The sequence below is a fragment of the Tengunoibacter tsumagoiensis genome, from assembly GCF_003967535.1.
GTDB lineage: Bacteria > Chloroflexota > Ktedonobacteria > Ktedonobacterales > Ktedonobacteraceae > Tengunoibacter > Tengunoibacter tsumagoiensis.
In genome coordinates this window covers 3,334,434-3,356,832 of the sequence record NZ_BIFR01000001.1, presented here as the reverse complement: position 1 = coordinate 3,356,832, position 22,399 = coordinate 3,334,434, and the positions used below count along the sequence as shown (strand labels likewise).

Here is a 22,399-nt window from a genome sequence, read left to right as displayed (position 1 = left end):
AACACTGTCAGGCGCCAGGACGCTCCGTCCAAAATTGTAGCACTACGCTTGATACAACGTCAAATGCTTTGAAAGGCCGACGAAAGGAATCTTGCAGATTAGTGAAAATGCTAAGAAAACGCGCACATGCACTAGAGACGCTTCTCACAACCTGGTTCTCTGCTCAGACTACTTCTCAATCACGCTTCTGGCTCTCTTGTCTTTTCCTTTTACTCCTGGCCATTGGCTTTGGACAGTGCTTCTGGCCTACAACCGATCCCGCTCGCTATCAATGCTATGCCCTTACCTTCTGGTTTGGCAAACAGGCGACTTCCTGGGTGCCAGCTGTGCAATGCCACTTTCTTCCAACTACAGGGCCTCAACTCGCTTTTCAGATGCTTCCACGCGAATATCCCCCACTTACATTGCTTCCTTTCTCACTTCCGCTCCTGTTTCCAATCTCTTTCTACCAATATGTGTTTGTCGGTCTGATGGCCCTGACACTTCTCTTGATCTTCTGGCTGCTTGAGCGTTTTGGGCCACGAGGATCGGCCCGGCTCTTTATTTTTTACAGCGTGATTGGAGCAGCAGCCCTTGTATTGATGCGCTATGATCTGCTTCCAGCTCTCTGCACCCTTCTCTGTGTCCTGTTCGCAGAGCGCCAACGCTGGCGACTCTCATATCTGGCACTTGCTATCGGTGTCCTATTAAAGATCTATCCCATTCTCTTGTTCCCTGCTCTCTTTCTGGCTGAGCAGCGCAGCACAGGTCGCCTGCGAGCTCCAGAAGAAGTGACATTCTCTGGTCAGGTGAGTCAATTCATACGCGCAATTCGGCACTGGCAGTGGGCCAACTGTGTGTTTTTTGTGGTGCTGTTGGGCGCTGTAACTGGTTTTTTTGCTCTTTTCAATGTCGATGGCGCAATTCTGAGTCAGGTACAGTATTTTGTCAAGCGTCCCCTTCAGATCGAAGCAATGAGCGGCTCTCTGCTCTGGCTCTTGCATTTCGTGGGAGCTCCCTGGCAGGGAAATATCTATACTTATGGCTCAATCAATTTTGTAAGTACGCTGGCCGATCCGTTGTCACGATTAGGGACGCTCGGATTTATCATCGGAGTACTTGTCATTCTCTGGCAACAGTATCAGCAGCGCTATGATCTTTTGCAGGCCAGTATTGCTCTTATTCTTCTGTTTGTCGCTACGGGAAAAGTCTTTAGCCCTCAATATCTTATCTGGTTGATCCCTTTGCTGGCCTATGCGGGCGCCAGTAGTGGCTTCTGGCTGCTCAATTGGAGCCTGCTCTCGCTGCTCACAACATTCATTTATGCCTTTTTCTATGCTCAGGTTCCCAGTGCAATAGATGGACAGATCATGATTATGCCTTACGGCTTTTTCACCGTAGTCTTCCTCCGAAATGCGCTCTTCCTGTTTATTACGCTGGCCTATCTCTGCAACTGGTTTGATGCTCGTAGACGTCAACCGCTCGCTTCTTTTTAACAGAGTGGTTCAAGCAAGCGGGTCGCCAGATCCTGACGAATCTCGTAGGCCCGCTCTGCATCTGCCAGCAGAGAGGTTTCAACGCTCTGTATAAACATATCTTCATTACTGTGAGCAAATCTTTGTACAATCCCTTTAAATGGAACGGTTATCTGTGAGTGGCCGATCAACTGATCGGTTCCTGTTGCAGAGGCGGCTGCATTGGCATAGACAAAGATAATTCCATTTTCAAAGGCTCGTGCCACACTCAAAGCATCAACAAGGTGAATCTCAGCATTGGCATCATGTTTCAATCCAACACCAGCATCCTCAAAACACCAGTAGCTGGGGCAATAGACAAGCTCAACTCCTTGTCTGGTCAGAGCACGAAAGGCTTCTGGAAAGATCAGATCCCAGCAGATCAACAGGGCAGCTTTACCATAAGGGGTCTCAAATACAGGAAAATCGTGTCCTGGTGTCAGATAAGAGCGTTCAGATAACCAGAGATTCACCTTGCGATACCGTCCCAAAATCTCGCCTGTTTTCTCAATATAATAGGTCGTATTGTAAAATTTCCCGGCCTCCTCTTCAATAATTGAGCCGGGCACAATATCGATCTGATAGGTACGAGCCAGTTCTTGAAAATGACGTACATAGCGTTGTTCAGAATCAGCATATGCTATCGCACGTGAAAGTGGTCCAGTCACAACATCTTCAGGAAAGATAATGACATTGGCCTGCCCTGCAGCCTGTTGAATAAAGGCTTCGGCCTTGCGCAAATTGGTCGCGGGGGCAAACTGGCTAATGGAAAATTGCACAACTGCAATGTTTATCTGCATGATACCTCCTGCCGCATGCTAACCGTTTACAACATCTTTCATTTTTGACCATACTGGCGATGGTGAACAGATCAAAAACAATCAGAGAGAAAAGTTGGGATAAATTTCTGCATTCCTATTGTTCTCATTATAAGAGACATACTGATGAAACACTATCACATTTTCTTTTAATAAAGGATGTTCTTCATGACACTTCCACTCTCATTATTGGATCTTTCGCCGGTTGACGCCGGTTCGAATAGCCGTGAGGCACTTCTTCACTCAATTGAATTGGCTCAATTAGCTGATAGTCTGGGCTATCATCGCTACTGGCTGGCGGAACATCATAACACCAGTATGACGGCCAGTCCTGCGCCAGAGATTATGATTGGGCATATTGCGCAAGCCACTCAGAGGATCAGAGTTGGCTCTGGCGGTGTGATGCTTCCCAATCATTCTCCACTCAAAGTTGCAGAAAATTTCCGCGTCCTGGAGGCTCTACATCCAGGGCGAATTGACCTGGGACTGGGCCGCGCTCCTGGGACAGATCCTCGTACTGCTATTGCGCTACGCCGGAGCAGGGAGGCGCTCAATGCCGATGATTTTCCTGTTCAATTAGCTGAACTTCTGGCCTTTGCAGGAGAGGACGATGGTTTTCCTGCCGGACACCCATTCCGCAGTGTGCAGGCAACGCCAACCGATGTCCAGCTTCCTCCTATCTGGCTTCTGGGATCAAGCGATTTTAGTGCTCGCGAAGCCGCTACCCAGGGATTGGGCTTTGCTTTTGCCCATCATATTAATCCAGGGTATGCCATTCCAGCTATTCAGCTCTATCGAGACCATTTTGTCCCATCCAAACGCCTTCAGGAGCCAAAGGTCATTCTGACAACAGGAGTGATTACAGCGGAAAGCGATGAGGTAGCGGAAGATCTGGCCAATGCAATGGCCCTGGCATGGCTCCGCCTGCGTACAGGGAAAGCTGGTCCACTTCCTACGCCCGAAGAGGCAAAGCATTATCGCTATTCACCATCAGAGCTTGCGGTGATCCAGGAGACCCGTTCACGCCAGAATGTAGGACGTCCAGCAATCCTTCGCGATAAATTACTCCGACTGGTTGAACAGACAGGTGCAGATGAACTGATGCTCGCGCCAATGGTCTATGGACACGACAATCGTATCAAAATCTATGAGCTCATGGCAGACGCTTTTGGCATTCAAAACTTATCAGTTGATAAAATCACAGCTCAATAAAACGGGCTCTGACGTCTATAAGGGTGAGTAAAAGAGACAAAAGAGGCAGACATAGAGGGAGGGTCCCTGGGGCCATCAGTAATGATACCCCCGGGGACCCTCTTCATGAAACCTGACAACTATTCACTCAGGCTACCTCAACAGGTGGCTTTTCGCCAGGAGCCTCAACAGTTTTATTCTTCCCTGAATTGTACTTACCAGGCCATCCGGGCAGGAAGAGGGAGAGCAACGTGGCCACAAGAGCAATCACGAAAGTTGCCTGATAGGCATGTTGCAGACCGGTAATGTACTGACTCTGGAACAGTTGAATCTGATGCAGAATCCCCTCACGGATCGGAGGTGGCAGCTTTGAGAGATCTCCACCCTGATTGGCACTGGCAGGAATCGTCAACGTAATGGCACTGGTCAGGATAGTAGCCAGGACAGCGACGCCAATAGATTGCATCGTCTGCCGCGTCGCCTGAATCAGCGGAGTCGCCCGGTTAAGACGATTCAACGGAACATCCAGAAGAGCCGCCACCTGGCTATTCTGAATAATCAGACCAACCGCAAGACCTCGTAAAATCAAGAGGAAGATAATGAAGTTGATATCTGTATTCAGCTCGATCTGTGAAAGCTGGTAGGTATTATAACTGATCAGCAAGAAGCCTGCAACAATCGGAAGGCGTGGTCCAATCTTATCGGCCAGACGTCCACCCAGAAAGCTCGAAAAGGCCGAGGCAATCGCCAATGGTAATAAGACCAGACCGGCTCCAAAGGCCGTATAGCCACGCAAGATCTGAAGGTAGAGCGGCAGCAGGAACTCTGCTCCAAACAGAGCAATGGTACCAACCATACTCGCAACGCTTGCAATGGCAAAAGTTGGAATTGCATAGAGGCGCAGATCCAACAAAGGCTCAGATGTTCGTAACTCAACAATCGCAAAGATAAGCAGAGCAATAATACCAACAATAAAACCAATGATCACACGTTGATCCGTCCAACCTGCCCCCTGCTCACCAGCCACTGAGGCGGCAAAGAGGATGGAGCCAAAACCAATGGCCGAGAGGAGAATACCTGGGATATCGGTACGCACACGTGGTGAGCCAGCAGCCTCGCTCAAGAAACGGCCACCAATGAAAAGTCCAGCAGCTCCAATTGGCAGATTTAAGAAGAAGATCCAGGGGATCTGATTCTGATCAACTAACCAGCCACCAAGTAATGGGCCAATCGCTGGTGCAAAAACGAGCACAATACCAAAGATACCGAAAGCCGCGCCGCGCTCGCGGGCCGGAAACGAACGGAAAAGAAGAGCAGTTCCCAGCGGCAATGCAATACCACCACCAATACCCTGAATAGCTCGAGCCGTAATCAAGAAAGGCAACGAGGTCAGATACGTCGAAATACCACACAACAGTGAGCCAAATGCAAACAGAGCCAGACCTGTCAGATAGACCTTCTTAACTCCAAACCGATCACCCAGGAAACCTGAGAGAGGAGTCGCAATACCTAGAGCCAGGGTATAGAGACTAATGACCCACTGAGCCTCATTCGTTGAGACCGAATAATGTTGCTGCAATGATTTCAACGCGACATTGACAACTGTCGAATCCAGAATGACCATAAATAAGCCAACAACGACACTTGCCAGTACGCGCCATTTATAACCAGAATCATGCTCCTGTTGAGACTCAACAGGCAACGTTGGATTCTCTGCCATAATTCCGCACACTCCTTATCAAATGATAAAATTATTATACCCTATATTGAGGAGTATGGTACAGAGGAAAATGGGTAATTTTTTTTGCACACTCTGACAGCATCACTTCCACCTTTTACAATTGAAAGCAAAATTGCGAAAAATCGAAAGCAAAACAGTTGACTTCTCAACCATTGATTGCTATACTACTATTGTTCTGATAGTTGAACGGTCAACAGTTGGAAGGAAAACCACGTATATGGAGCCGATGATGGTCTCTTCAATTGAGCTGGAATTAGCCCAACTCATTTCCAGTACATTCATTCACCTTGATGAAGGTGATCGCCAGTTGCTCAAACACTTTGGTCTAACCACCACACAGTATTGGGCTCTGGTTCATCTCGAAGACCCACAGGGACGTTCATTGAGTGAACTTGCCGATCTGTTGATCTGTGACAAAAGTAACATGACCAGTGTGGTCGATAAATTAGAGAAGGCCCATCTTGCAAAACGCCAGCGAGGAAAAGATGGAGATCGCCGCTATACACGTGTTATTTTGACCGAAGAGGGGCAAGCATTGCGCCATAAAGTCAAATCTGCCCGTGAGCAGATGATCTCAACTCGCCTCAGTCCTCTGGGTACTCCAACGCTCCAGGCGCTAAAGCAGGCGCTTCAGCAGTCAACTACCTTGCTGGAAAGTCAATTTGCCAGTGGCGAGGTTCCCACTCTAATTGAACGCGTTATCTCATCAGAACCACTGCCAGTCTCATGTAATCCCTAAAGAATTCTTTCACGCTATGCTGCTGTTTTTTTCAAAAATGTGAGCATAGCTAGTCTAGTATAGGTGCGCCCTTTTACAGTACGCTGAAATCTTACGGGTTACATCGAAAAAGATTACTGCTTTGTCTTTTGCTCTGACTTGCGCAGAACAAAAGATCAGGAGATCTTACACGGTGGTCATTTTGTCCTGTTGTCCTGAGGTATCAGGCAGTCGACATTCTTTGGAGACAAAGAAGAGTTGATGAATAATCTTTCCATCTACGGAGTCATTATGAAACATCGACGTTCTCGCACAATTGCTGCCAGCTTGAGCACACTGCTCGTGCTCTTGACTGTCATCCTCTCTGCTTGTGGTGGTAGTTCCACCAGCACCACCAGCGGCCCGGTCACCTTGAATTACTGGTATACTGAAGGGACAGCGGAAGCTCCCGTGATCACCAAGCTCATTGGTGAATTTGAGAAGCAGAATCCTGATATTAAGATTAATGCTCAGTATCAGCCCTTCGATCAGACACAGTCGAAGTTTGCTAATGCAGCTCAGTCAAACACTGCTCCTGATGTGCTTCGCTCTGATGTGGGCTGGATTGCTCAGTTTGCGTCGACCCGCTATCTGCTTCCCCTGGATCAGTATGTTTCTGAGACCGATCAGAAGGATTATCTGCCTAATGCTCTGGCTTACGGCAAATATGATGGTCACCTCTATGCTCTTCCTCAGGTTACGGACTTCCTGGCCATTCAGTACAATAAAGCGATCCTGGCCAAAGCTGGTATTACCAGCGCTCCTAAGACCATGAGTGATTTTGAGGCTGCTTCGAAAAAAATTGTTGAGAGCGGAGCTGCCAAGTATGCCTTCGAGACCTCTGGCGCTTCCTATTTTACCTTGCCCTTCCTGTGGTCCTTTGGCGGCGGCATGATCGATGCCAACAATAAGGTGCTGGTCAACAATGCTGGTTCCGTTGCTGGTCTGGAATTCCTGACCAAGCTTCAGAATCAGGATAAGGTGATGCCTGGCAAGATTGACTTCAACAATGGCTACAACAATATGGTCAACGATCTGAAAGATGGCACCACGGCAATGATCTTCAATGGTCCCTGGGAGACATCGAACATCTTGACTGGTAGCGCTTTTGCTGACAAAACCAACCTCGGTATCGCTGCTATCCCTGCTGGCCCTACCGGCGTCACTGGCTCACCTACCGGCGGTCACTCCTATGTCGCTTACGCTGGCACCAAACATCCTGCTGAAGCGGCCAAGTTTATCAATTTCATGAGCTCGACCAGCAGTCAGGTTGAGATTGCAACCGCAAACCATACTCTGCCTACCCGCGAGAGCGCGTATAAAGATGCGGCAGTTACCGCCGATCCTATCATCTCTGCCTTCTATGCCATCCGCAATAGCGCGGTTAGCCGCCCTGTCATCCCTCAGGGTGGACAGCTGTTCACCGATTTCGATCCCAACATTCAGGCCGCTCTGGGTGGTTCAAAAACCCCTGCCGATGCTCTGAATGCTGTGGCCGAGAAATGGCAGCAGCTTCTCGCTAGCAAGTAGTCCTTCTGTTAAAAGAAACCTACCTGCTATTGCATGGATGTTGATTATCCAACTGGGAATGAGGGAATGATCCCTCCTTCCCAGTCTTGTCACAAAATTTTTTTCGTACTTCATACACCCCATTCATCTCGTTTGCTGTTCTTTCTTTCGGAACAGCGCGCTTAGGTTCCATGATGGATCTTCAATGTAGAGATATGTTCTCTCAGTCGCGGACCCCCTGGTACAGGTAAAGAGTAGGGAGCAATTCATGGCTATGCAAGCAAAAACAACACCGGTCGCTTCTGCAGCTCAGCAGGATAAAAGAGATCGTCAACAAAAGCTAAAAATAACACTTCGAGCCTATCTCTGGCTGGCCCCCATCATCATCTGTATGGCGGTGATCGTTTTCTACCCACTTGTGAATGGGCTGATTCTTAGCTTTACGAATGCGGATCAGACGAATATTGCACAACAGATTGGTGCTATGAGTTATCCCGCAACGTATCATTTTATTGGACTGCAAAACTATACCACCATTATCTCTGGTTGGTTCCAGCCCGGTTCAGATGAAAGCCATGTGATTTTTCAGACAATCATCTGGGTCGTTGCAAACTGTTTCTTTCACTTTATCTTTGCTATGGGTCTGGCACTCATTCTTAACCGGCCAATGCGTGGCCGCACGATCTATCGGACGCTGCTGATGGTCCCCTGGGCCATGCCTCAATTTGTAGCTGCGTTCGCCTGGCGCTTCCTCTACAATCAGCAGGGCGGCTATATCAATAAGCTGCTGGATATTTTCCATTTGCCCGCGATTGCCTGGGGCTCGGACCCTACCTGGGCGCTGATCTCTGTGATTATTGTGAATATCTGGCTTGGGATCCCGTTTATGACTGTTACTCTACTGGGTGGACTCCAGAGTATTCCAGCAGAGATGTATGAGGCGGCGGCTATGGATGGCGCAAGTGCCTGGCAGCGCTTCCGCTCGATTACTCTGCCTATGTTACGGCCAATCGCTTTCCTTTCCACTATGCTTGATGTGATCTGGACGTTCAATGTTTTTGCGGTGATTTATCTCATCACGCAGGGCGGACCGTTCAATCGCTCGCAGACGCTCTTTACGTACGCCTGGACCAAAGCTTTCCAGGTGCCTCAGCACTACGGTCTCGGTGGCGCTTATGGCATTATTATCCTGGTGATCTTACTGGTCTTTACCATCATTTATTCGCGCATGCTTCGCTCGAATGAGACTGTGTACTAAGGCGAAAGGAATGGAAAAGATGAAAGAAACAACCACAATTGCGCAGCCTGGACCTGCCGGATCAACCCGAACCACACGCCGTCCACGCAATCAGAAACGGGTAAAGCCTCTGAAGGTTGTTGGTTCGATCAGTGCTCACGTGGTGATGATAATCACTGTGCTGCTCTGTATCTTGCCAATGCTGATTATTATCTCGACTTCGTTTAAACAACCAAACGATGTGTTTGATCTAAAGCTCATTCCAGCCGTCTTCACCTGGAGCAATTATCAATATGTGCTCGGTGGAGCTTTCATTACCTGGTTCTTCAATAGTCTGAAAATCGGGGCTCTCACAACTGTGTTTGGGGTGATCCTGGCCGCTCCCGCCGCCTATGCGGTCTCACGCTGGCAGTTCTTTGGCAAACAGGGTCTGTTACTCCTCTTCCTGGTAACGCAGATGTTTCCTGCGGTCCTGCTGATTGTGCCACTCTATCTGCTGTTTGCCCAGCTCAGTCTGCTGGATAATATCTTTGGCCTGGTTGTAGCCTATGCTACGACAGCACTTCCCTTTAGCGTCTGGATGCTGAAAAACTTCTTTGATGCTGTTCCTAAAGAACTGGATGAGGCTGCGAATGTGGATGGTCTGGGACCCTTCCAGGTTTTCTGGCGCATCATTCTCCCTCTGACGCTCCCTGGTATTGCAGTGGTCGCGTTCTTTAACTTTATGACAGCCTGGAATGAGTTTATGATGGCCTTTACGTTCCTCCAGAGCGATTCCAATCTGACCCTGGCCGTTGGCATTCAGCGCTTTGTCCATAACTTTGGTGCTGACTGGAGCTACCTTGCAGCCGCTGCTGTGCTGGTAACCATTCCCGTTCTGGTCATTTTCATCTGGGCTCAACGCTATCTGGTCACTGGTCTGACCGGTGGAAGTGTGAAGGGCTAGACTCCAGGCGGTCGATGTTCATTTAGATTCGAGGTTCTTTTCTTTTGTTTACCAAAATTCATTCATTTCACCTCCTTGGACAGGAGGGCAGACATAGCTTCTGGCATGGACTGGACGAGGCTGGGCATGACTATACAGTCATTGGCTCAGCCCTGGGCCCCGACATTACTCGCGTGGTGTTACAGCGTGGTGCAGAGCTCGATAATCGACGCTATCAATTGGCCAGTGGTGCTGATGGCACGCTCCCTTATCACTCCTGGATGGTGGATAAGGGAGATGAGGCGTGGCCAGTTGTTGAGCAGAAGCTTACAGATATCGAAGAGTTTTTTCAGTTTGAGGCCAGTCCTACGGCTCTGCGTCTCTTCCGTCCTCTTCAGCCCCAACACCATCTCTTTGGCTTCGGTGAGCGCTCCGGCTCTATGGATAAACGTGGCCAGGCCTTTCCAACATGGAATATCGATCCTCCAATGCATCATAACGATCAAACGGTGACGATGTATGTCTCTCTTCCGTATTATCTCGCTCTTAATCGTACGAATGGACATGCGCATGGTCTGCTGGTCGATCATACTGGTGAGGTAGAGGTGGATCTGGGTCATGAGCATCCCGATTTCTTACGCTTGATGGTTGAGGATGATATTCTGGTGGCCTATTTCTTTGCTGGCCCAACTCCTGCCGATGTGGTTCGGCAGTATACTGATTTGACTGGTCATATGCATCTTCCACCCCGCTGGGCTCTGGGACACCATCAGAGCCGCTATGGCTATGATACTGCCAGAGAGGTGCGTGAGATTGCGCAAACGATGCGCGAACGCAATCATCCCTGCGATACCTTATGGCTGGATATTGATTATATGGATCAATATCGCAATTTTACCTGGAATGCTGAGACCTTCCCCCATCACGAACAACTGATTCAGGATCTTCGTCAGCAGGGCATTCGCACCGTCACGATTATCGATCCAGGTACTGCCATCGATGAGGCTTATCCTGTCTATAAAGAGGGCAATGATAACGACTACTTTGTTCGTTATCCCAATGGGAAGCATTTCCTGGGCGAGGTCTGGCCTGGCATCTGTGTCTTCCCCGATTTCTCACAACAGGCGGTACGCGAGTGGTGGGGTGGGCTCTATAAAGATCATCTTGATCTCGGGGTTGCGGGCATCTGGAATGATATGAATGAGCCGGCAATGACGAAGCTTTTGTCTGAGCACAGTGCCGAGCATATGCATGGCAAGACGATGGATAAGAATGTTGTTCACCGCGCTGGCGGAGAGAACCATACTGGTCCCGATGGTGCTCCAACTTCTCATCGCCTCTTTCATAACGCTTATGGTATGCAGATGGTCCGCGCTACCTATGAGGGCCTTCGCCGCCTGCAACCAGACCAACGCCCATTTGTCCTCACACGTTCAGGAACTGGAGGGGTGCAGAGGTATGCCGCAGTCTGGACTGGTGACAATACAAGTTCGTGGGAACATATCTCGCTCGCTTTGCGAATGACGCTGAATATGAATATCAGTGGCATCCCTTTTGTGGGGATGGATATTGGCGGCTTCTGGGATGATAGCAATGGTGAGCTCCTCGTCCGTTTTGCTCAATTGGGCGCTTTTATGCCTTTCTGCCGCAATCACTATGCCAAATTTGTTGCTCACCAGGAACCCTGGTCGTTTGGCGAGCCATATGAGAGTGCCTATCGAACAGCAATTGAGCTACGCTACCGTAGTCTGCCCTATCTCTATACACTTTTTGCTGAAGCGGCACGCACTGGTGCACCAATTCTCCGTCCGCTCTATTATCACTTTGCTCAGGATGCAAAAGCGATTACTGTTGAAGATGAGCTACTCATTGGTGAGACATTGCTCTCTGCTCCGCTGTATATGGAAGGCGCAACCAGCCGCGAGGTCTATCTTCCCGCTGGAACCTGGTTCGATTTTTGGAGTGCGCAGACCTATGAAGGGAATCAGACTCATGTCGTTGCTGCACCGTTAGAGAGCTGGCCTCTCTTCGTTCGCGGCAATAGCATCTTCCCCATGGGTCCGCTGATGCAGCATACAGACGAAAAAGCCACTGATCCATTGACGATTCGCTGTTATATGACCTCTCATGGGACGGCAAGTTATACACTCTATGATGATGATGGGGCCAGCCATGATCATGAGCAAGGGATCTTTGCCGAGACATTGATCACTTGCAACGCTCAAGAAGAGCGTGCGACTGTCACTATTGAAGAGCATTTTGAGCGCTATCATCCTCAGCGCACATGGTATGAGATCATTGTGTATCTCAATGGTCAGGTCTTTACCAGCCGTGTTCCGGCTGGTCAGGGCCAGGTCACTATTGAGCTCTCAAATATTCATCAACGGTGATACACATGAGTCATCTCTCATGGTAACGGATGAGTATGAAAGACTTCAGATGGGCACCCGTACGAGTACGAGTGCCCATCTTTTATAAGATGGCTGCTTTCAGACGCTGATACAAGTCCTGCAACGCATGACCTGGCTCAACTCCAAGCTCTTGATGCAGAATCTCTCGGCATTGCTGATACTGACGAATAGCCAATCCGCGCTTTCCCAACTCTACAGAACAGATCATAATCCCCAGATGCGCCTCTTCCAGGCAGTTATCCAGGGCAAGCATACGCTGCCAGTGCATAATGCTCTCATCAAACGCTTTTTCATCCAATGCAATCTGCCCTAAAGATCGGCGAGCATTTAAATAGAGGGTGCGAGCTTCATCGCGCTGCGTACGACACCAATCGCTATAGATTGAACGCAGGTAATCCCCCTGGTACAGATGTATCATTGCCAATAACTTTTCGCGCATCACCGCTATCTCTTTACAGGCCAGGGCCGTCTGCGCCTGCTGATAGTAGTGCTGAAATTCGGCGACATCGTACCATACATGTTTACCATATACAGGAGTAAGGTCTAGCTTATAGGTCCCCGCATGAGAGGTTATGCACTTACTATGGCCCAGAATCTTGCGCAAATAGTAGATGGTTGTATAAAGAGTAGACTCCGTCTGCTCATCAACATCCGACCATAAAGCGGTCAAAATCTCTTCTTTGCGCAATGGGCGGCCCATGTGGAGAAAGAAGAACAACAATTCCATCGAGCGTGCCATGCGCCAATGGGTCACTGGTTTTCCGCCAATGATCACGGCAGGCTCACCAAAGGCCACAATTCTTAATGTGAGGCTCTCTTCCTGAGGAGGTGAAATCTGTGGCTTTGTTGCACTGACAACATGAACTGTTTTTTGAGCATGAACACTATGCGATGGTTCCTCCTCTAACAGCAGTAGCCCTCTTAGCTGCTGCATATCTGGACGTGATTTGATGGCTTGCAACAACGCTGGATGACGGCGAAGTTCCACCAGAGCGAGATTTCTGTAACTCCCATGGCTGGTAAAGAAACAACAGATCTCATCTATCGTGCTAACAAACGCTTCATCTTGAAGAAGTGACAGCCGACAGAGAGCCAGAGAAATGAGAAGCTGCACCAGCACTCTGGGAGAGGATGCAAAAGCTGCTTTCTTTTCGACCAGAAAAGCCAGCGCTTCTTCATATCTTTGTTGATAAAGCAGTACCGTACCATACGCAATTGTAGACATATTGTATTCATAGCTATCGATACTGCTTCCGTCTTCTGGGGCACGAATCTCTGAAATAAAGAGCAAGGCGGTTGAGGAATCCCCTTTAAGCAGATAGACCATGGCCAGTTTGTAGAGGCAATAAACGGCCAGACGTTTATCTTTTAACTGACCAGCCAGGGCCAGACTCTCTTCAGCAACCGTTAAGGCTTGAATAAGCTTATCCTGGTCCAAAAACAGATCTGCTAAATTAGCCAGAGCATAGGCTTCGCCTCGTAGAAAACGTACCGGGCCCCTTGCAAGTGCCAGAGCCTGTTGAAGATCCTCTTCAGCTTCTGTGAGTAACCCCTGACGCTGCTTGAGAATGCCGCGCTGCAACAGACTGGTGATTTTCCCTCGCTCATCATGGAATTCTTCCCAACAGAGAAGCGAACGAGAGAGATGATGTTCGGCCAGTGTAAAGTTCTCTGAGATACTATAGGCATTAGCCAGAGCACTGTGGGTATCCGCCGCCTGACGATTCAATGTATGTCGTCCATTGAGTTGAAGTGCCCGCTGTAAATGCTGAATCCCGGGGGCGGTCTCTCCCAATAGATTCAGACACACGCCAAGGCGCAGATGGACTTCACAGCGCAAAGCCAGTTCGTCATCAGATAGGCGCTTAAGAATCTGTTGACAGAGAGCCTTTGCTTGATGAAGCTCTCCAGCCTGAAAGAGCGCTTTGCTCCTCGTAATCTCCTGTTCAATGCGTAAACGATGATCAACAGTATCTTCCTGCTCGACCATGGCATCAAGTCGAGCAACTGGTGATGTGGCCAATTGCTCTAAAGCTACTGTATAATTCCCGTTCATCAGCGCGATATTTGCCTGTACCAGGCTGAGACGCGGATAGCTCTTTTTTATCTCTACTGGTATACGTTCGAGCCAGAAAGTAAGTAATTCTACGCGATTCTGCGCCAGATAGGTGTCTGCGTTTTTCAGAAGAAGGCGAACAAATATATCATAGGACTCGCCCTCCAGAGCATGATATAAAGCCTGTTCTTCATCGCCCGCAGCAAGAAAAAGGGTCAATGCCTGCCGATGCCGACGAAGGCACTGTTCTGGACATTGTTCACGTAAATGATCAAGCAAGAGTCTCCGCAGAATTGGATGACAGGTATAAAAAATATGCGATCCACTTCCATGCAGTGTCACAAATAATCCTTGCTCTTCGAGTCTTGCTAAGACTTGTTCGGCATCCTCTCTTCCTAAAACGCTGGCACAAATAGTTGGTACGAGATGCTGAAAAAGTGCGGCCTCTCGCACAAAGGAATAAAGATTCTCCTGGTCGCGAAAAATCTCGGTCTCTAAATATTGAAACAGATGAGGGGAAAGTTGAGAAGCCCCTCGCCCCGGAGTGTGTAAAAATTGCTGCCCACCCACTCGCGTCCCCAGCAGAATGCCAGCAACCCACCCTTCGAAATCAGTAGCAATCCTTTCTGCCTCTTTATAGGTAAAATCATGGACTTCCTGGATCTGAGCCAGATGGTAGACCTCCTCTGCCGTAAAGCTGAGATCTTTGCTGTTGATACTCAAGACCTGACGATGTGCCAATAAATGCACAAATTGCAGATTGGGTAAGACGCGACTTTCAATAACCAGCACACAGTTGGCAGTCACATGCCTTAAAAAACGATTAATCATGCCTGCAATGAGCGAATTCTTCGCCACATGCTGGTAATGACAGAGGAAGAAGGCAAAACGCTCAGCGATCCTCTCATTGAGCAGATGTATCCATGCATCAAGCACTTCCAGCGATAAGGCTTCCATCTCTCTCTGATCTCCCGGGCTGGAGACAAGGCGCTCGAGGAGTGGCTGGCAGCTGTCTTCAAGATGTGGAAATCGATAGAGAACACTTTTGATCAGGGAAGAGAGGAAAAGGCTACCCTCTTGATCGACGGGAGACAGTTGATACCAGCAACAGGTGACATCAGTATGTCTTGATACATCTGTCAACAGGACAGTTTTACCGTATCCGGCAGGGGCACAAAGTAAGATCAGCTTTACGTTAAGACGCTTCGCCTGTGAATCTACTAAATGACCAGAAAGAGCATCTCCAAGTTGAGAGCGCAACCTTGCGCGTTGTAGACATGCGGGAGGGAAGAGCGGACTCACCAATCTCCTAGATCTGTGAGGTTCCAGCATGGAATATTTCCTTTCTGAGCAGGTCGCGCTTCGTTTCGCCGTTCACAAAACGAATAAAAAGCCATAAAAGATGCAAATCATTTCACCGAAAGGAGTTATAGGGTGACATGATGTTCAATAAAGAACTGTCCAACCTTTATTATAAATCCAATATCTCTCCTTGCAAAGAGTTCTTAGAAGCTTCTGTACACAGTATGAACTGCTTATGCCGGTATTTATTGCATACCAATTCCCCAAAAACTGCTGAGATCTGCTGAGAATTTGTTGAGATTCTTTTTCTATACTATGCATAGATGAGTTGAAACGCTCCTCATCAAAGGCACAACAGATTATCAGATGAGGCTTACACTATTTCAGGAGGTTCCCACCATGCTTGCAATCAGATCTATTCTTTCCGCTTCCATTGATCCAATCGATCCCTGGCCCATTCACTCAAAATAGGCCAGTTACTGATGAAAAGGATATAGAATGTCCTGGAAGACGATCAATCAGATTCTTGGGATGGCTTTACATGATCCTTTATTCTGGCAGATGTTTCAACATGATCCATTGGTTTTCCTACAAAGTAGGGATTTTGAGCTCACTGAGGATGAAAAAAAAGTTCTCTGTCAGTCTGGACATCAAGACCTGGCGGCTTTTTGTCAGTACCTCATTGATCAATTAGGCTGCCCGGAAACATAAATGAGCATGCGTAAAGGATGAGAAGGAGAAGGAGCTATGGTCAATGAGTTATTGCGTCAGGCGAGAGTTCAGCGCAACTGGACACAGAGCACACTGGCAGCACAACTCAATACAACCAGGATCACGGTAGCACGCTGGGAACAGGGACAGACTATTCCCAGTCTCTATTTTCGTGAGCAACTTTGTCAGATCTTTGGGATGAACAGCCAGTCCCTGGGTTTCATTAAGAACGAGCCGATTGATCGGGAGCAGACTCTGTACCTACTTCCTGAAAAGCGCAATCCTTTCTTCGGTGGCCGCGCCGCTCTTCTCCAACAGATTACCGCCATTTTCACGCAACAATCCATCCAGGTCGTGGTCCTCAATGGGCTTGCAGGTATTGGTAAGACGCAGATAGCCCTGGAATATGCCTACCAATCTCAACAAAATTATGATACGATTCTCTGGCTCCATGCTCAAACACTGACAGCGCTCAATGCCTCTCTCCTCCAGCTTGCCATTGCTTTGCAGCTTGTCTCACATCAGGAAACGGATGAACAACGAGCCCGTCAGGCATTTGTGCTATGGGTACGCACTGCTCAAAACTGGCTGCTTATTTTTGATCAGGTCGAAGATCTTTCCCTCGTTCATTCACTTCTCCCCACCCACACTATCCAAGGCCATATTCTGCTTACAACACGCTTACCAGCAACTGGCCGCGTTGGCTGGAATCTGACGATCCCCCCGATGAATACAGAGGAAGGGGCTTGCTTCCTGTTACGCCGCGCTCGCCTGCTCACATTCGATCAAACGCTTGAACAAGCCAACGAAAAGCTTCGCAGCTACGCAGTAGAGCTCTGTCGCCTGTTTGGAGGTCATTCCCTGGCTCTCGAACAGGCCGGTGCTTATATTGAAGAGACTGGATGCAGTCTGAGTGGATATTTAGAACGGTTCCAGCAGAATAGAACTGCACTATTAACATGGTGTGGGCGATCGCCGGGCAGTCCCTCAGTATCAATAGCTATGACCATTCTAGAAGCGTTTAAACAGATCCAGTCTCGTTCCCCTCTGGCGGTCGAGTTTCTCTCGCGTTGCCTGTTTCTTCATCCCGCTGGCATAGCGGAGAAACTTATCAGCTATCCAACAGAAGGCGAATATCAGCAGCCTTTATCCAACCTCTTTCAGCTCGATCAGGCCTTTGCGCTGCTCAATGCCTCAGCTCTGCTACGACGCGATCCAGAAGATCATCAAATCACTCTTCATCCACTTGTACAGACCATTCTGCGCGATCAACTAACTCCTGAGCAACAACACCATTGGATTGAGTGGACACTCCAAACACTCATCCAGTTTTTTCCATTCCACCCGGGGCAAAACACTGGCAACTGGCCCCGCCCGGAGCGGTTCCTCTCTCACGCTCTGTACTGCCTCGGGCTGATCGAACAGGCTGGAATAAACGAACAGCAAGACGCTATTCTCCTTCTCCGCAAGAGACTGCTTGCAGAAATCACTCTGTATCGATTGGGACAGGGCCACTCTCCAGAAACTCATGTCCTGCACACTAACCATATCCTGGATACGGAAGCAGCTGGTACTTCCACTCAGCTTATTCTGGCTCAGACACAATCGACGCTCTCCTCTGTTGATGAGCAATTAGAATGGTATCAGAGCATGAGAACAGGTCGTCAGGCCCTTAGTAGCATTCAACGTATCTCTATCCATGAAAAAATGGTCGCCCCTTTATAATACACATATAATATAAATGGTGGCAGGCCCATCACAATCGATTCGATTGCTGTAAGCCTGCCACTCAGAATAGTCATTGCAAAAAAAGGCCATCTTAAATCGAGCTAATTGTCGTGCAGCCCAGATAGCCCGAGACATCCGACAGGTCAGTAGCGTTTAAAAAGTCTGCCATGGCCATCTCTGGCAGTCCTTCATCCAGCAAAAGCTGAGGATTCTCGCGCACTTGCTCTTTAAAATCAGCATCTTCCTGAAGCCTCTCGGCTAACCTGCGCGCAACAATCCGGATCTCTTCAACATTTTCTTGCGTCATCTCCTTCTCACCTCCTTTCTCAATCCATTTCTTATAACAGGATATCTCCTCCTACTTTTGCACTTCTAATGCGACCTCTTCCAATGTCATAGCCTGCCCGGTTGTCCAAAAGCCGTCAAAGGAGTCCTGGTCCAGTGAGGTACGCAACTGTTCTAGTGTGGCGCTATGGGTATGTTGTTCATAATGCAAGACTGAGCTTTCTAGCGCATAGGCGGTCACTTCTGCCTGGGCAAAGAGACGGGTTGCTAGCTCCAACTGCTCCTGAATATAGGCAACTTCGGCTAAACCTTGGAGACAGATGGTGATCCCCACGCGATTATTCAGTTCACGAAAGAGGCTCAGGCTCTCTTTATAAAAGATTGATGCCTGCTCATGATCCCCCTGAAAGCGCACAATATCTCCCAGACTGACGAGAGCAGTCGCACATCCTTCGGTATAGTTCAGAGAACGGCAGAGTTTTAGCCCCTCTTTATACAGAATAGAGGCCTGTCTGTAGTTGCTCCGACGTCGCTCAACTTCGCCCAGGCTATTCAGGACGGTCGCAATGGCCCATTGGTCTTTGAGTTGCCGAAAGAGCAACAGGCTCTCTTCCTGTAAGCTTGCGGCCCGCACAAGGTCCCCCTGCTGAAGAGCAACATTGCCCAGGTTATTCAGCAGACTGGCTGTATCTCTCTTCTTTCCAGCTGCACGCTGAATAGCCAGGCTCTGCTCTAGAAAATAGGTGGCCTGCCCATACTCTCCTTTATGGAAGGCAACTTCTGCTTGTGTGGTGTAGGCCGCACTCAGGCTCACCGGATCGCCCGTGTCCTGACTCAATGCTAAAGCCTGAGTAGCTAACTGGGAAGATTGCTCATAATCCTGCTGACTTGATGCCAGACGGCTAGCAATCACCAGGCCACGCACCCGCAAAGGTATGGAAACCTCTTCAATCTGGTCAGATCTCAGGAGAGCATCCAGCCACTGACGACCTTCGGTAAGATGCCCATGCATCCACCAGAAACGCCAGAGGGACTCGACCATCTGTAGACCAGATACGAGCTCGCCCTCTTCAATAAACCAGTCGAGAGCAGCCTGAATGTTCTCTTGCTCCTCCTCTAAAAGAGCCAGGGCTGATTTCTGCTCAAACCCTGTCAGCGTAGGAGCAATACGCTCAACTAAGGCCAGATAGTAGTGAGCATGCCGCCTCTTGAGGTTTCCGCTCTCCTCTTCTTTCTGTAACTGCTCCAGTGCATATTCGCGAATGATATACATCATCCGGAAGCGCGGCTCATCATTTTCACCCTCAAGTTGGCGTAAGAGGCTTTTATCAATGAGTGATCGCAAGAGAGCAAATACATCGTTCTGGTCTGCCTCAAAGAGAGGACAGATGGTCTCAATGGCCTCCAATGTGCAGCCGCTGCGAAAAATGGCCAGTTGGTTGAGCAGGATCTTCTCCTCAGTATTGAGCAACAGATAGCTCCACTCAATGGTCCCACGCAACGTTGCTTGCTGCTGCTTTTCATTCCCTGCGAACAGCTGGAGTTGTCGATCCAACCGTTTGAGAATAGCGGACAGGGACAGTAACTTGCTGCGAGCTGCGGCCAGTTCTAACGCAAGTGGAAGGCCATCCAGCCGTTTACAGATCTTCAGAACCAGGGCTGCGTTCGAGCGCTGAAGCTGAAAATCTGGCCGGGCTACGCTGGCCTGCTGGACAAACAAGGCGATGGCTCCATACTGTAACAATTCTTCTGGAGGAGGAGTCTGGCGCGTCTCTGGAACGGCCAGGGGATTCAGTGAATACAGATATTCCTGCTTCACATTCAGGCTTCTACGGCTACTTACAATGACCTTGACGTGGGGACAGGCCACCAATAGCTCTGCGACAAAAGTATCGGCTCCTGGAATCTGCTCAACGCTATCAAAAAATAAGAGCGTCTTCCCATCAACACGTTCTTTCAAATGCTCAAGTGTCAATTGGGGTGTCGCCTCATATCCCCCCATGGCCTGAAAAATCGCTGGAAGAATCGCCTCACTATTCCGAATGGTTGCAAGCTCAATAAACCAGATTCCACCTGTAAAGGTCTCAATCAGCGTACTTACAACATACAGACCCAGACGCGTCTTTCCAATCCCGCCCGGCCCCGTCAAAGTCACTACTCGCACTTGCGGATTACACAACAATTTGCTGATATCGGCCAGCTCACTTTCGCGGCCAACACAGGAATTTGTTTGCAACGGAAGATTGTTTGGACGCAGATCCAGACTTTTTAATGGTGGAAACTGCTCAGACAAGCCCGGAACCAGAAGTTGAAAAATCTGGACAGGATACTGGATATCTTTTAGTCGATGCCTCCCCATGTCACGTACAACAATATCCGCCGGGAGAGCATCGCGTACAAGACTGAGCACTGCCTGTGATAAGAGGATCTGTCCACCATGGCCTGCGGAGAGGATACGAGCCACACGATTGAGAGGTGGACCAAAATAATCGTTCTCACGGAGTTCTGCTTCCCCATAATGGAGCGCCATCCGCACTCTGAATGGACGGATCGCTTCAGGCCAATCCTCCTCTGCCAGAGCCTGTTGAGCCGCAACAGTTGCCATGAGAGCAGACGTTGCTGAAGCAAAGACAACATAAAACGCATCACCGACGGTCTTAAACACAACACCATTATGCGCGTCCATGATGCCTCTTAAGAGTGCATCATGGCGCGCAACTGCCGCTCGCATCTGTTCTGGATACCGCTCCCAGCGCGTGGTGCTTCCCTCAATATCGGTAAAGAGAAAGGTTACCGCACCAGTTGGTAGATCTGGCATAACATTGCATCCCTCTTGTTAGCACGTCTCCATGATTTAATAGACCCGTTCCTGGCTCTCCGCTTGACCAATCTTGACATTACGTAGCGCCAGGGCCACCCCTACCCCGATAAGAGCGGTCAATACTCCGCAGGCGGTCAAGATACAGTCATAGGTGCCAAAGGAGAGCCCGCCAATGGTGGCATGAAACCCACTCAGAGCACTTGCTACTGTGCTAATGAGACAGACGGCAAGAATCGAAATGGCACTGGTACAGGTGGTAAAGACAGCAATAACGCGCCCCAAAACCTCGCGCGGAATGGTGCGCAACAGCAACGGACTCAAAGCAACATTCGCAGCAGCAACGGGAAATCCCACCAGAAAGATCACCCCTAAAGCAGGAATAAAGAATGTTAGCCGTGAGAAGAGAAACATTAAGAGTCCAAAGACGATAATCCCCAACCAGAACGAACGAACTGTCCCCAGGCGTTCTACAATATAGGTGGCGACTAATGCCCCCAGAATTCCACCAATCCCACCAACCGTTCCCACAATGCCATAAAACTCCGATGGCAGATGGAGGTTTGTCAGCATAAAAAAGACGCCTAACGTCTGCTCAGCTGACTCACTAATGATGATAAATGACAGTGCTAACAAAAGCACAATTAAGACCCGGCTCTTGACCAGAAATTGAATACCTGTTGCAAACTCTGTCCAGAATGTTCCTCGCTTCTCTGTTTTCGCTTTTGTCCGGGGGCTAGCCTGTACCCATGTCACAGCCAGAGCCGAGAACAGAAAAGAGACCATATTAATGAGCAGGGCCCATTGGACGCCAAAGACAAAGAGCAATGGAGCCGCCAGCGAAGGTCCGACAATACGCAAGGTATTCTGCGTCAGAATAGCCAGTCCGGTTGCGCGCTCAAGGTGAGCTTCAGCAACCACATCCTGGATAATGGTTAAACGCGCTGGATCAAAAAAGAGTGAGCAGGCGGTCGTCAAGATAATGACAAGGTAGATCATCCCTAGCTGACCCAGAGCCGGTAGATGACCGCCTGCCAACCCTGGCAATGGGATAACTAATAAGAAGAGGAGAGAGATTAAGGCTGCACGCGCCAGATCCATCCCAATCATTGTCTTCCGTTTATCCCAGCGGTCTACAAACACTCCTGCAAAAGGACCCACAAGAAAGGTGGGAACCGAGCCACAAAGAACCGCCCCTCCAATCGCTAGAGGAGCCCAGGTCTGCCCTCTGGCGATGACCGTCGCAACCCACAGCACCAGCGTCGTGTTAAAAACAAGATCGCCCAGGTTGGAAATAGCCTGCCCACCCCACAAAAAGGCATAATTGCGACTCACGAAAAAAGGTGTCTTCTGTTTGAGAACTGTTGATGCTTTGTTCTCTGCTATCGTACTCAAGGGCTTCTTCTTCCTTTCAATA

15 protein-coding genes are annotated in these 22,399 nt (G+C 49.1%); 9 read left to right on the top strand and 6 right to left on the bottom strand.

The annotated features are described in order from the left end of the window. Positions 1–101 precede the first annotated feature (101 nt). Positions 102–1,475, top strand: a complete 1,374-nt coding sequence (locus EL628_RS13260; protein WP_126580412.1) for a glycosyltransferase family protein — start codon at positions 102–104, stop codon at positions 1,473–1,475. On the opposite strand, the gene EL628_RS13255 is transcribed toward EL628_RS13260, so the two are convergent. Then, the gene (locus EL628_RS13255) at positions 1,472–2,293 is read right to left on the bottom strand and encodes a carbon-nitrogen hydrolase family protein (protein ID WP_126580411.1); all 822 of its coding nucleotides are present in this window, start codon (positions 2,291–2,293) and stop codon (positions 1,472–1,474) included. The two genes, EL628_RS13260 and EL628_RS13255, sit on opposite strands and share 4 nt — an antisense overlap. A gap of 186 nt (positions 2,294–2,479) precedes the next feature. Between EL628_RS13255 and EL628_RS13250 the strand changes: the two genes are divergently transcribed. Continuing rightward, positions 2,480–3,523, top strand: coding sequence for an LLM class flavin-dependent oxidoreductase (locus tag EL628_RS13250; protein WP_126580410.1), 1,044 nt, complete (start codon positions 2,480–2,482; stop codon positions 3,521–3,523). A 127-nt stretch (positions 3,524–3,650) separates the two neighbouring features. Here the strand turns inward: EL628_RS13250 and EL628_RS13245 are convergent, their stop codons facing one another. Continuing rightward, the gene (locus EL628_RS13245; RefSeq protein WP_126580409.1) at positions 3,651–5,222 is read right to left on the bottom strand and encodes an MDR family MFS transporter; all 1,572 of its coding nucleotides are present in this window, start codon (positions 5,220–5,222) and stop codon (positions 3,651–3,653) included. Between the two features lie 238 nt (positions 5,223–5,460). Here EL628_RS13245 and EL628_RS13240 point away from each other — a divergent pair, with 238 nt between their 5' ends. From EL628_RS13240 to EL628_RS13220, 5 genes are all read left to right on the top strand, one after another. Continuing rightward, positions 5,461–5,982, top strand: coding sequence for a MarR family winged helix-turn-helix transcriptional regulator (locus EL628_RS13240; RefSeq protein WP_126580408.1), 522 nt, complete (start codon positions 5,461–5,463; stop codon positions 5,980–5,982). A gap of 240 nt (positions 5,983–6,222) precedes the next feature. Next, on the top strand, positions 6,223–7,530 hold the full coding sequence (locus tag EL628_RS13235) for an extracellular solute-binding protein (RefSeq protein WP_126580407.1): 1,308 nt from the start codon (positions 6,223–6,225) through the stop codon (positions 7,528–7,530). Between the two features lie 247 nt (positions 7,531–7,777). After that, entirely contained in the window at positions 7,778–8,767 is a 990-nt protein-coding gene (locus EL628_RS13230) for a carbohydrate ABC transporter permease (RefSeq protein ID WP_218028912.1), read from the top strand. 19 nt (positions 8,768–8,786) lie between these two features. Then, positions 8,787–9,692, top strand: a complete 906-nt coding sequence (locus EL628_RS13225) for a sugar ABC transporter permease (RefSeq protein WP_126580406.1) — start codon at positions 8,787–8,789, stop codon at positions 9,690–9,692. A 44-nt stretch (positions 9,693–9,736) separates the two neighbouring features. Then, positions 9,737–12,061: a glycoside hydrolase family 31 protein gene (locus EL628_RS13220; RefSeq protein ID WP_126580405.1), complete on the top strand. Its 2,325-nt coding sequence runs from the start codon at positions 9,737–9,739 to the stop codon at positions 12,059–12,061. An 82-nt stretch (positions 12,062–12,143) separates the two neighbouring features. Here the strand turns inward: EL628_RS13220 and EL628_RS13215 are convergent, their stop codons facing one another. Beyond that, positions 12,144–15,095: a BTAD domain-containing putative transcriptional regulator gene (locus EL628_RS13215; RefSeq protein WP_161975478.1), complete on the bottom strand. Its 2,952-nt coding sequence runs from the start codon at positions 15,093–15,095 to the stop codon at positions 12,144–12,146. An 843-nt stretch (positions 15,096–15,938) separates the two neighbouring features. Between EL628_RS13215 and EL628_RS13210 the strand changes: the two genes are divergently transcribed. Together EL628_RS13210 and EL628_RS13205 are read left to right on the top strand one after the other, a co-directional pair. Then, positions 15,939–16,151 carry a hypothetical protein gene (locus EL628_RS13210; RefSeq protein ID WP_126580403.1) on the top strand — a complete coding sequence of 71 codons (213 nt, stop codon included), beginning with the start codon at positions 15,939–15,941 and terminating at the stop codon, positions 16,149–16,151. 36 nt (positions 16,152–16,187) lie between these two features. After that, complete coding sequence (locus EL628_RS13205; RefSeq protein WP_126580402.1) at positions 16,188–17,876, top strand: helix-turn-helix domain-containing protein; 1,689 nt, start codon at positions 16,188–16,190, stop codon at positions 17,874–17,876. 94 nt (positions 17,877–17,970) lie between these two features. Here the strand turns inward: EL628_RS13205 and EL628_RS13200 are convergent, their stop codons facing one another. The 3 genes from EL628_RS13200 to EL628_RS13190 are packed head-to-tail and all read right to left on the bottom strand — an operon-like array spanning position 17,971 to position 22,377. Continuing rightward, on the bottom strand, positions 17,971–18,186 hold the full coding sequence (locus EL628_RS13200) for a hypothetical protein (protein WP_126580401.1): 216 nt from the start codon (positions 18,184–18,186) through the stop codon (positions 17,971–17,973). Positions 18,187–18,237: 51 nt separating this feature from the next. Further along, complete coding sequence (locus EL628_RS13195; RefSeq protein WP_126580400.1) at positions 18,238–20,982, bottom strand: ATP-binding protein; 2,745 nt, start codon at positions 20,980–20,982, stop codon at positions 18,238–18,240. Positions 20,983–21,018: 36 nt separating this feature from the next. Further along, positions 21,019–22,377 carry an MFS transporter gene (locus tag EL628_RS13190; RefSeq protein WP_161975477.1) on the bottom strand — a complete coding sequence of 453 codons (1,359 nt, stop codon included), beginning with the start codon at positions 22,375–22,377 and terminating at the stop codon, positions 21,019–21,021. Positions 22,378–22,399: the final 22 nt, after the last annotated feature.

Excerpts from the sequence above, each read along its gene's own strand:
- EL628_RS13245 (WP_126580409.1), bottom strand. The coding sequence starts at position 5,222 with ATGGCAGAGAATCCAACGTTGCCTGTTGAGTCTCAACAGGAGCATGAT.
- EL628_RS13250 (WP_126580410.1), top strand. The coding sequence starts at position 2,480 with ATGACACTTCCACTCTCATTATTGGATCTTTCGCCGGTTGACGCCGGT.
- EL628_RS13235 (WP_126580407.1), top strand. The coding sequence starts at position 6,223 with ATGAATAATCTTTCCATCTACGGAGTCATTATGAAACATCGACGTTCT.
- EL628_RS13255 (WP_126580411.1), bottom strand. The coding sequence starts at position 2,293 with ATGCAGATAAACATTGCAGTTGTGCAATTTTCCATTAGCCAGTTTGCC.
- EL628_RS13215 (WP_161975478.1), bottom strand. The coding sequence starts at position 15,095 with ATGGAAGCCTTATCGCTGGAAGTGCTTGATGCATGGATACATCTGCTC.
- EL628_RS13210 (WP_126580403.1), top strand. The coding sequence starts at position 15,939 with ATGTCCTGGAAGACGATCAATCAGATTCTTGGGATGGCTTTACATGAT.
- EL628_RS13230 (WP_218028912.1), top strand. The coding sequence starts at position 7,778 with ATGGCTATGCAAGCAAAAACAACACCGGTCGCTTCTGCAGCTCAGCAG.
- EL628_RS13205 (WP_126580402.1), top strand. The coding sequence starts at position 16,188 with ATGGTCAATGAGTTATTGCGTCAGGCGAGAGTTCAGCGCAACTGGACA.
- EL628_RS13200 (WP_126580401.1), bottom strand. The coding sequence starts at position 18,186 with ATGACGCAAGAAAATGTTGAAGAGATCCGGATTGTTGCGCGCAGGTTA.
- EL628_RS13195 (WP_126580400.1), bottom strand. The coding sequence starts at position 20,982 with ATGCCAGATCTACCAACTGGTGCGGTAACCTTTCTCTTTACCGATATT.
- EL628_RS13240 (WP_126580408.1), top strand. The coding sequence starts at position 5,461 with ATGGAGCCGATGATGGTCTCTTCAATTGAGCTGGAATTAGCCCAACTC.
- EL628_RS13225 (WP_126580406.1), top strand. The coding sequence starts at position 8,787 with ATGAAAGAAACAACCACAATTGCGCAGCCTGGACCTGCCGGATCAACC.